The sequence below is a fragment of the Serratia sp. A07 genome, from assembly GCF_058725505.1.
This window is the reverse complement of record NZ_JBZXDO010000065.1, coordinates 1-9,630: the sequence shown is the minus strand read 5'-3', so window position 1 is coordinate 9,630 and position 9,630 is coordinate 1. Positions and strand designations below refer to the sequence as shown.

The 9,630-nt window shown below is 42.3% G+C and carries 11 protein-coding genes; 5 read left to right on the top strand and 6 right to left on the bottom strand.

Annotated elements, in window-relative coordinates:
- Positions 1-134: 134 nt before the first annotated feature.
- The gene (locus AC4PR2_RS26725; protein WP_490845893.1) at positions 135-335 is read right to left on the bottom strand and encodes a TraY domain-containing protein; all 201 of its coding nucleotides are present in this window, start codon (positions 333-335) and stop codon (positions 135-137) included.
- A 216-nt stretch (positions 336-551) separates the two neighbouring features.
- Here AC4PR2_RS26725 and AC4PR2_RS26720 point away from each other — a divergent pair, with 216 nt between their 5' ends.
- Genes AC4PR2_RS26720 through AC4PR2_RS26705 form a run of 4 tightly spaced genes read left to right on the top strand, consistent with a single transcriptional unit; the run spans position 552 to position 4,480 of the window.
- A complete protein-coding gene (locus AC4PR2_RS26720) occupies positions 552-1,385 on the top strand; it encodes a helix-turn-helix domain-containing protein (RefSeq protein ID WP_492175759.1) in 834 nt (277 codons plus the stop codon).
- Between the two features lie 2 nt (positions 1,386-1,387).
- Entirely contained in the window at positions 1,388-2,374 is a 987-nt protein-coding gene (locus AC4PR2_RS26715; protein ID WP_492175757.1) for a glycosyltransferase family 9 protein, read from the top strand.
- Complete coding sequence (locus AC4PR2_RS26710) at positions 2,361-2,822, top strand: hypothetical protein (RefSeq protein ID WP_490845890.1); 462 nt, start codon at positions 2,361-2,363, stop codon at positions 2,820-2,822. Before AC4PR2_RS26715 ends, AC4PR2_RS26710 begins: the two co-directional genes overlap by 14 nt.
- Complete coding sequence (locus AC4PR2_RS26705) at positions 2,819-4,480, top strand: ATP-binding response regulator (protein WP_492175756.1); 1,662 nt, start codon at positions 2,819-2,821, stop codon at positions 4,478-4,480. Before AC4PR2_RS26710 ends, AC4PR2_RS26705 begins: the two co-directional genes overlap by 4 nt.
- Before the next feature lie 48 nt (positions 4,481-4,528).
- Here the strand turns inward: AC4PR2_RS26705 and AC4PR2_RS26700 are convergent, their stop codons facing one another.
- The gene (locus tag AC4PR2_RS26700; RefSeq protein ID WP_490845888.1) at positions 4,529-4,930 is read right to left on the bottom strand and encodes a relaxosome protein TraM; all 402 of its coding nucleotides are present in this window, start codon (positions 4,928-4,930) and stop codon (positions 4,529-4,531) included.
- A 505-nt stretch (positions 4,931-5,435) separates the two neighbouring features.
- Between AC4PR2_RS26700 and AC4PR2_RS26695 the strand changes: the two genes are divergently transcribed.
- Entirely contained in the window at positions 5,436-5,906 is a 471-nt protein-coding gene (locus AC4PR2_RS26695; protein WP_492175755.1) for a lytic transglycosylase domain-containing protein, read from the top strand.
- A 329-nt stretch (positions 5,907-6,235) separates the two neighbouring features.
- Here AC4PR2_RS26695 and AC4PR2_RS26690 read toward each other — a convergent pair whose 3' ends face one another.
- From AC4PR2_RS26690 to AC4PR2_RS26675, 4 genes are all read right to left on the bottom strand, one after another.
- A complete protein-coding gene (locus tag AC4PR2_RS26690; protein ID WP_492175754.1) occupies positions 6,236-7,102 on the bottom strand; it encodes a DUF4942 domain-containing protein in 867 nt (288 codons plus the stop codon).
- 56 nt (positions 7,103-7,158) lie between these two features.
- Entirely contained in the window at positions 7,159-7,404 is a 246-nt protein-coding gene (locus AC4PR2_RS26685) for a hypothetical protein (RefSeq protein WP_492175753.1), read from the bottom strand.
- Positions 7,405-7,488: 84 nt separating this feature from the next.
- Positions 7,489-7,758: a hypothetical protein gene (locus AC4PR2_RS26680; protein WP_492175752.1), complete on the bottom strand. Its 270-nt coding sequence runs from the start codon at positions 7,756-7,758 to the stop codon at positions 7,489-7,491.
- Between the two features lie 631 nt (positions 7,759-8,389).
- Positions 8,390-9,148 (bottom strand): hypothetical protein, encoded by a 759-nt coding sequence (locus tag AC4PR2_RS26675; RefSeq protein WP_492175751.1) that lies wholly within the window; start codon positions 9,146-9,148, stop codon positions 8,390-8,392.
- Positions 9,149-9,630: the final 482 nt, after the last annotated feature.

The following is a 9,630-nucleotide window of genomic DNA, read 5'->3' as shown; positions in this document are numbered from 1 at the left end:
TCTTTAGGTACAAGGCTAACTTTCCTTGCATGGTGAAATTCCTCAAGGTTAAAAAAGAAAAAATGAATTTTTATATGAGTTTGAACAATTAAATACTCTGTTTTGTGTACCTCCTTTGGATTCAGATTTGATGGTTACCTGGCAAACCGTTTACCTGCTGATGCAATATCCACAAACTCATTGAGGTGGTCTTCAAGTCTCAACAAGGCTTCCTGACGCTTGGTGCGGCCTGAGCGTTCTGATGATCGCGTGAGTAGTTCATTTGCCTTCGATGAAAGCCGTATAGTGAGTATCACCTCTCTAAACTCATGATGTAATTTAGATGTATTTCTCATAGGAACATGCTCTTTGCGAACTTCATAAGTAGTCATATTTAACTATATATCACCACCAAATAGTCGTGTAAAGATTACTTTTAGTTTAAAACAACCACTTTTATACAACACCGAAAAAATTAACCTCTTTAAATGACTACAATCAGCGGCATGTTATTGATTTATAGATCTTTTATTGCTATTACTCTAGAATTGCAGAAATTTGTGAGGTGAGTTATGTGCAAAATGTTTAGAATTGGAGAGAAAGTTCGTCAGTTGATGGCCGAAAACGGAGTTGCCAAACATAAGCAAGTCGAGTACATAAGAAAAGAATTAGGGATGTCGCAAGCTCAAGCACTGCGTAAATTAAAGGATGTTTCTCCTTGGGACATAGATCAACTCGAAAAAATTTGCTCTAGTTTCGATGTAACTTTGAGTGATTTCTTTTCTTTAGTTGGTGAAGATGAATCTGAATTAGCCTTTTCATCAGTCAAAATCGACAATGAAAGATTAAATTGCACTTTAGTTCTAGGTAAGAACCATGCTAAAATCACATCCTTTTTTTCTGCTTTGAAAATTAACGATAACTGGTCTGTTATTAGAACTTATGACCTTGACATGTATAACGCTAAAATTGAAGACACTAGAGAAATAAAGAAATTATCTCTACATCCCTATTTGAGTATAACTACTAGCAAAATTGCAATCTTAGACGATGATAAAGATATCTCGAAAACCCTATCAGATTCTGTAGGAAATTCTATAAGTAATTGTGAAGTCACAGAGTTCCACAGCATTTCCTCCATACTAAGAAATGAACGTAAAGTTGCTTTCGACGTATACATACTAGATTGGGTTATAGGAAACAATAATTCATTGGAAGTTATAAAATATATACGCGAAGATTTATCTAGTGATGCGCTCGTTATTATTTTAACTGGGAAAACTGGTAGCAAAATAGATTCAGATATTAGTACAGCTATAGCTGCCTTCGATGTATTAGGACCATATGAAAAGCCCGTTCGTTTAGACGTTTTGAATACAGTAATTAAGCGTTACTTAGGAGGTTAAAAATGAGCAAAAAAATCAGCTTTCCAGGTAGCTGGATTGATGGAAAAGGATTTATAACTTGTTCTTATGATAAAACAAAAGTAAATAATAGTATCAAAGACCTCAAACCTTTAAGAAACGAACTTGTGAAAAATTATGCATTGAACAAATTTGAACTTGACATTAAAAACACAGATAAACTATGTATAATCAATGGCATGGGAGTAACTTTAGGTGATTCTATAGTTGGTCTATCGTGTCTCTACACGCTAAAAAAAATCAAACCAGGTTTAAAAATAACCATTATAAGACCTAAAGAAACACCTTCTATGGTTGAATCGGTATATAAGTACTTTTTAGGCATTACACATGACTCAATCTTATCCATGCCAATAAAACTTAATACAATAGAAGCTGATAATATAATCGACTTAGGTGATCAAATTTTTCGCAATAGATTCAATGAAGTAGAAATGCATGATTATTTTTACGAGTCGTTGGGAATGGGTTTTGTGCAAAATTTAGATTTGAAAAGCAATAAATTTTTAAAAGAGATGAGATTAGACAAACCTTTCCTAAAACCTTCTCGTTATGTGCTATTTTCGCCTTATGCCAGCACTCCTGTCAGATCTATTCCTTCTGAATTTCATGGAAATTTAATAAAAAAAATACACCGTGAGAGAAAAATTCCTGTACTTGGATTTTCGAAAATTGAAGCACCAAACTATGAATACATAGGTGACCGCATTAAAACTACGAAGGATTTTATACAAATAATTGCTCACAGTGATTTTTTACTAACAGTAGATTCATCAGCTATGCACATTGCGGCAGGCTATGATGTAGCAACTAGAGCAATATTCTCCACAATCGAGCCTGAGTTACGTTCTATTTACTACAAAAAATGTGAATCTATCTACATAGGTAAATCAGATTTATCAAATATCCATGAAAGCGAAGATAAGTTGATTTTAGAAAGAGTCAAGGAGCATTTTCGTGCTATCGTTTAAAAAAAATAGTTTTCTTATTTTGATGATAATATTAAATATAAACCCTGCTAACAGTCAAACTTGTCATTTGAATACATTGCAACTACAGAGCACTAATTTTAACAACCTAGAGACTATTAAACTTAAAATGAGTGTGCCTTGGAGTAGAGAAAAAAACTACGAAGGCTACCTCTTGAAAGAAGTTCTATCAAAGTACAACTATAAACATGGAAATATTGTTGTTTGCTCTTATGATGAATATTGTATAAACATTACTAAAACTGAAATTAGCCACTACGATCCCATAATTGCAAATAAGGCTAACGGCATTGAACTTACCATGCGTGATGATGGGCCATTTTTCCTCTTATTTAACTATGTTAATATAGATCAAGTACCGGAAACACCAATATTATATTCTAAACTTGTTCGTCATGTAAAAACTTTGAGTTGGGATTTATGCGAATGAAAAGAAAGATAACTTTCTTAATGTGCGCCACATTATACGTAATCACTCTAATACTGACGTTCATAGCTTATAATTCGTTGTCGAATAGAGAGTTTTTTTCTAAAGTAGGAACCCAAGAAAACTACTCTTGGTCAGTAATTAAGTTATATACGTCTTCGTTAGAAATGATGAAAACAATTGAAGATAAAAATTATGACAAAATAATTTTGAAAATTGATTTATTACATTCTAGATTGTATGTTCTAGACAACGATGCTGAGTCAACAAAATTCTTACGTACTAATGATGAGTTTAGAGAACTAGTTAAAGAGTACAGAACGTACTTAGGAAAAATAGATAAAGAAATAGATAAAAACGGAATTGCAAATTCAAGACTAAAACCGCTAGTTGAGAAACTAATAATTATCTCTAGAAAAATGATCAATGCTACAGATCACGCTTTATCAATACAGAAGGCAGTTACACTATATGAGTACATCACAGCACGGAACGATGTCAGGAACGTAGTAGTAGCCTCGCAAATTTTATTAATTTTAATGCTTATTATAACATTAAAGAATGTGTCTAATGTTGAGAAGGATCTAAAAGATAGCCATACTGATATATTAAACAAGAATGCTTTTCTTGGTAAACTTGGCCACGAGATGAGATCTTCTCTCCAGGTTATAATAGGGACTATAGACTTATTGATGCAAGATAAGTCTATATCAAAAAACGATAACATTCTACGTCTACTACGATCTTCCGAAAAGATTGAAAGGCAAATGAGAGACTTAAGTGACTACGCAAAAATTGATTCAAAAGAAACACCCGTAAATAACTCTACTTTCAATCTTTATGATTTAGCTAAGGATATTATTAAAGATAACAATATACGTTTCTCTTCTACTGAGGAAGTTTTAGTGGTCGGGGACGATAAATTGTTTATAACTTCAGATAGAGAAAAAATCGCACAGATCATAGATAATTTAGTAAGTAACTCTTTTAAATACGCAAAAGGTTGTACAAAAAAACTAACTTTCACTCTATTCAAAGAGAACATACTATCATTAGACATGTACGACGAAGGAGTTGGAATAAAGCCAGACAAATTGAAGTTAATATTCACACCGTTTTATCGAACTTCATCTAATGACGTTCCTGGTGTTGGCATGGGCCTTGCCATAGTTAAAGGTCTAACAAACGTATTGAACGGTCAAATTTCTGTTGATAGTAACATTGGAAAAGGGACACACTTTAGTATCAAGCTACCTGTTACGAAGCCCGTAGAGCTACCTGAACCTACAGGGAAAAACGAAGATACTGTAACGTTAAAAAGCCTAAATATTTTAGTGATAGATGATGACGTTGAATCACTTAGTACAATAGCTGATATGCTTGAATCACTAGGGCAAAACGTAACGAGAGAAAGTGATCCGTTTATAGCACTCAGGAAATTACGGCGCATACCGTATGATCTTGTGATTACAGATTTACAGATGCCAAGTCTGTCTGGCTTAGAGATAATTGATAGAATTAAGTCAATTAAAGGTCCAAATTTACAAACTCCATTTAGAATCATATCAGCTTATCAAAAAATTGAAGGAGTGCAAAACTATGACCACTTATGTAAGCCGGTAAGAAAGGCAGACCTTCGTGATATGTTAAAAGGTGTCTAATTATAGAAAGCGAGCTACAAATCTTTGTAGCTCAATACTTTGAACTCTTCATTTGTAAAAAGCTGCAAGTTTACCAGCAACCCGTTCATTTACCATATCGATAAAATCATCACTTAGAAATTGCTCGGTTTTAACTATCTTCTCTCTATCAACAACTTCTTTCATCACAAAATAGAGCGCTTCTGTAAAGAATGAAGATATGAGCACATTTTTTGATAACATGTGAAGTTTTTCATCTAAAGATTTCTGACCTTCATCTTTATTCTTTTTATTCTCCTCTACCCGCATACCGAGTTTGAACATTTCCATCACGTATGCAGCCCTATTTGCTGTATCACGTGTTTCGCCATCATCAAGCCTCATTTGTACTTGGTGGTCAACTTTTTCCATCCAAGAATAAGGTATAGTTAGGTAAACTCTGTTGTTAGATTTCTTCTCATTATCGGCCATAAGTAAACCTTCGTTCATATGAATTAAGAAAAATAGGTGTAATGTATCACTGCATGACACTTACTAAGTAATCAGAACGATTGTACTGCAATCAGAAAGCAACTTTCAACTTGCTGTTAAGCATCATGCAAGCAACTCACAAGCAACTTAAAAGCAATTCACTAGCACATTACAAGGTGCTTTAAAAATGCTCTAAGCATTCTTTTAAGCATCAAGTCTGTTCAAAATACACCTAAGCCATTGATACATAAACAGTTGCTTTAAAGCAGCTTTTAAGCACTCTTTAAGCATCTCTTGAATTGCTTAACAGCAATAACACGTATCGTCTAGATTTCACTCATAAAATCTATAACTCAATGATAATTATAACAAAAACAAAAATAAATATTTTTGCATGTGGTGTGTAAAATCTAGTTTTACATGTACTTCTGTGTTAATATTAACCTACGTTGAGTTAATACCTTACGGGCCTCTTGCGATGATTTGTAGAATAGCGGCAGCACTGATGGCAATTACGGTTTTCTTCAGTGGTAGCGTTCGCGCAGATTGTTTCAATCGCGCGGGGGATTACTACCGTATAGATCCGGACTATCTGCGCGCTATCGCATTTAGAGAATCCGGTTTCAATAACTCGGCGGTCAATCACAACAGAGACAAGACGGGAAAAATTCTCAGCTCCGATTATTGCATCATGCAAATCAACACCAACACTCTCAATCGCTTCAAACGAGAGTACCCCTTGCTATCAATAAAAAAAATCAAAGATAACCCCTGCCTTTGCATACATGTTGGCGCCCTGGTATTAAGACGCAACTTCAACCAATACGGCCTGAGTTGGTTAGCCGTAGGTATGTATAATGCCGGCGTAAAGAATCGGCAAGAGACCATATCTAACAGGTATAACTACGCAATGAAGATTGACCGAATTTATAAAGACATAAAAAGTGGAAAACTAAAACCACCTGCTATCAACTGACTCTGCCCTTATGCACATATCCACACGCAATAAAGCCAGTGAGTAACCGGCCTCTCCTGACCGGTTACGAACGGGAGCGGTTATTTCACCGGGCCAAGGTGAAATAACATTGCCTGTGGGGATGTGTATAAGGCTGGCCGAAGAGTACTTCGAACCCAATCTGACGTGGAACACGTCAGGGGTAATAAGGGAGCCCCTGGGGGCGGACGGGTCAAAAACATTTATGTTTTTGACGGGCGGGCGGGGGATATTTCGCGTTTCCCCTCAATGGGGAAAAAGCGGAACAGCGCGCAATATAATGGAATGGCGGGGAAGCCCCGCCTTGTTTGTTATACTCTGGCCGGCAATGTATTCGGGAACCGTTTCGCTATTATAGCGTTGATCTGCTCTACCAGGTCTAACCGGTTAAACTCAATGTGCCCCGTTCCTTTGGCATAGGCTCTGATCGTGAAATAGGTTAACTCACATGTCAGTCCGATCCCCTCCCCTCTGTTAAAGAAGTTTGTAAATCGATCACCCTCCCCGACACGTATATCAGGCACTCTTTTGCCATCCAGGATAAAGAATATTTTGGCCAGATCGTCTACTGCCTGAATGGTCCTGTCCTCTACGCGAAAACTTTCTCGATAGAATCGTGATACCAACCGCTCGATGATGATCTTCTTGCCAAGTCTGCAAGGATTATTCGTCTTGTAATCCCACGATAGCCGCTGGAAAACGTCGATTAAACCCTGCTCAAACGTTTCCGCTTTCGTTGCGTTCAATGCCTCGAATGTTGCCAGTACATTGTCCAGCGTCACGGCGGGGCATTCCTCGCTATACAGAGATTCATTCCATTTATCGCGCTGCTTTTGACTCATCAGCGTAAACATCCCCGTTTCATTCATCAGGCGCGTCCAGATGCTGCGGTCGACTTTGATTTGTGCTGTGCGATTAAAATCGTTCAGATTTGTGCTGCGTTTAAGTTTTTCAATAATTGCATATTCATCGAATTGATAGCTATGGCCGCCAGCCTCGCGCAAAATAGAGAGTGCTGCGTGGAGTTTTTCCGCCGCCGCTTTCAATTCACTCAAACCCAAATTTCGCTGAGCGATAATGACATCAATCGCAGCCGAAGGAATGACATCGCCGCCCATATTGTCGTTGATGCCGATAGTATCTATTGTGCTCGCGCCGTTCTCTGTCGTTGTTGACATGGTTCACCTCTTTACATGCGATTAATACCGCCACCCATAAGGCGGCGGTCGCTTAATCAGGCGTATGCCCGTTTTATTTCCAGGGCGCGAAGCAACTGCCCTAACTCGTTGCCCTTGAGCGCTGGAATATGCACGCGCTGGCCTTTACGCTGCGCTTTGGCAATATGACGACTCCATGCTTTAACGCTGGGATCGACGTCTTTGGCCGCAATGCAATCGCGCTTGATGCGCTTGTGCTTTTTATTTGGGCCACTCTGTACATTTTCCGCAGCGGGTGCGATGATTGAAAACTCAATAGTCATAGATTTACTCCAATCGGTTATTGAAGCCGCACTGACTTTCCTCGAGTCAGCACGGCATGAGGAAGCAGGCGCAAGCCTGCTTTTTCAATTAAGGGATTGCCCGCCCCCGTTGACCTCCTTAATGTCTGTTTCCAAAATTTGTACCGGCTCGCCGAGGAAATACCCACTCACCGGATTTAACAGCGAAATAAACCGTGCCTTTGCCTCTGCTGCTGTTTGGGCTGTCACGCGTGAAAACATCGGAATTGATCCGTTGGCACTCTGGCCGAAAAACATGATCTCCCAACGCCGTTGCCCGTATCTTTCCGAGGGCTCCTGAGCGGCGGTTTTGACGTTGACGTTCTGTGTGTTCATGCTGGCATTCCTCTTCGGTGGTTGATGTATCTCTCGTCGGGACCTTTCGCGGCAAAAACGCTGAGTTGCGACGGCGAACGGGGGAACGCAAGGGCGCCGCTAGCGGCGTGCCATTTACCCTTGCGAGCACGCGGGCGACGGTGCGACAAAAGCGGCCGCGTAAGGATCGATGAGAGATAACCACCGGGCCCGGATGAGCAGGAACACACCCGACACGGCGTGAAGCCGGGGCGTCCTTAAAGCCCGGCACCGCCGGGCGGTGAGCCTGGCGCGGCGCGGCAATCTTGCCGCTGCAAGCGTGCCCTTGACGTTAGCCCTCGGACCCTAGCCGGGAGGCCCGAAACCGCTTGCGGGTTCGGCGGAGCCTGGTGTGACAGCGAAGCTGGCACGCCCGGCGGAGTAGTGGCCGACGACCGGCGCAGCCGGGAGCCGAAGGGGGCCATGGGGTTTAGTGTTTTGCCTTTAAAGCCGCTTAAGCCTGGCGTCAAAGCAATCCGCCCAGAAAAAAAGCATCAACAGCAACTCCGCAGAATGACGAAAGGCGCCGCAGGCGCCTTTGTTTCATTCCTTTCTGCCATCGCCGTTAAGCCCGGCGGCAGGTGGCCACCGGGGTAACAGAAACTTGAAGTACCTATACGTCAATCACCCAACACGCACTCTGGTAGCCATACAGCGCATCGAGATGTTCCGGGTCATCTAAAGTTTCGTATTCACACGTAAGCTCAGGGCCCTCTATGTGCTGATCAGGGCTTGCTATGTGTCCATCCGGGTTAAAGATCCTCAAAACTTCTTCTTGCCAGCCCTTCCACGGCAATGTTACCGCTATATCCGAGACGGATTTCAGCATCGCCCAATGGATATCGGTGCACAGTTGCCCCCTATCCAGCATATCGAGCACATCTTCACAAATACCTTCATAAGAACGCTGACCAAGGTAGAGTTCTTCTTGCGTTTTCATCAAGCCTAAACGCAGCTCTGCAGCTGTCGACATCAAGATGCCTTCGTAGCTGGCCAGCGTGAGCATCAGCTCAATGTTTGGGCTGACCGGTTTTTGCCCGTATCTTTCCGAGGGCTCCTGAGCGGCGGTTTTGACGTTGACGTTTTGTGTGTTCATGCTGGCATTCCTCTTCGGTGGTTGATGTATCTCTCGTCGGGACCTTTCGCGGCGAAAAAGCTGACGTGGCAACGGCGAACGGGTGAACGCAAGGGCGCCGCTTGCGGCGTGCATTTCACCCTTGCGGGCACGCGGGCGACGGTGCGACAAAAGCGGCCGCGTAAGGGGCTGATGAGAGATAACCACCGGAGAGATGAGCAGGAACACACCCGACACGGCGAAAGCCGGGGCGGCCTTGAAGCCCGGCACCGCCGGGCGGTGAGCCTGGCGCAGCACGACAGCGCGCCCGGGCGCCCAATGTCGAGCCTGGCCAGGCAGTACCAAAAAGAGGCTGAGGAAATGTCTGCAAACAGGGAACGGCTGAAACAGCCAGAGCCAGAGCCGCGGCGAAGCCGCAGCCTGGCCCTGGAAAGAGGAAAGGCAACAGCTGTCGCCTGGGGTTATCTATCTTTTTGTCAGCCGGGCAAAGAATCGCCCGCGTGGCAGACGCTCATCTCGCTTGAGGCGCTGCGCCCACTCCCGATAAGCCGGGTGTGACTTGCCAAAGCGTGCCAACCCATCACGGTCTATCTGACCGGCGGTCGGCACCGGTCGATGTTTCTTGCGCATACAGCCTCCTGGCATAAAAAAACGGGTGCAGATGCACCCTGACGCTCCGGATTATACGGTGTACTCTTCGCAGTTACAGCCTTTGCGGCGCCGGCGTGCCGGCAAGTGCCGCGTGGCGGTTCAACGCGCCGGTGGCGCTCGATGCGCCG

What these genes read in the sequence shown, in the direction of transcription:
- AC4PR2_RS26690 (WP_492175754.1), bottom strand. Translation starts at nt 7,102, where the DNA reads ATGTCAACAACGACAGAGAACGGCGCGAGCACAATAGATACTATCGGC.
- AC4PR2_RS26725 (WP_490845893.1), bottom strand. Translation starts at nt 335, where the DNA reads ATGAGAAATACATCTAAATTACATCATGAGTTTAGAGAGGTGATACTC.
- AC4PR2_RS26695 (WP_492175755.1), top strand. Translation starts at nt 5,436, where the DNA reads ATGGCAATTACGGTTTTCTTCAGTGGTAGCGTTCGCGCAGATTGTTTC.
- AC4PR2_RS26715 (WP_492175757.1), top strand. Translation starts at nt 1,388, where the DNA reads ATGAGCAAAAAAATCAGCTTTCCAGGTAGCTGGATTGATGGAAAAGGA.
- AC4PR2_RS26685 (WP_492175753.1), bottom strand. Translation starts at nt 7,404, where the DNA reads ATGACTATTGAGTTTTCAATCATCGCACCCGCTGCGGAAAATGTACAG.
- AC4PR2_RS26720 (WP_492175759.1), top strand. Translation starts at nt 552, where the DNA reads ATGTGCAAAATGTTTAGAATTGGAGAGAAAGTTCGTCAGTTGATGGCC.
- AC4PR2_RS26705 (WP_492175756.1), top strand. Translation starts at nt 2,819, where the DNA reads ATGAAAAGAAAGATAACTTTCTTAATGTGCGCCACATTATACGTAATC.
- AC4PR2_RS26700 (WP_490845888.1), bottom strand. Translation starts at nt 4,930, where the DNA reads ATGGCCGATAATGAGAAGAAATCTAACAACAGAGTTTACCTAACTATA.
- AC4PR2_RS26680 (WP_492175752.1), bottom strand. Translation starts at nt 7,758, where the DNA reads ATGAACACACAGAACGTCAACGTCAAAACCGCCGCTCAGGAGCCCTCG.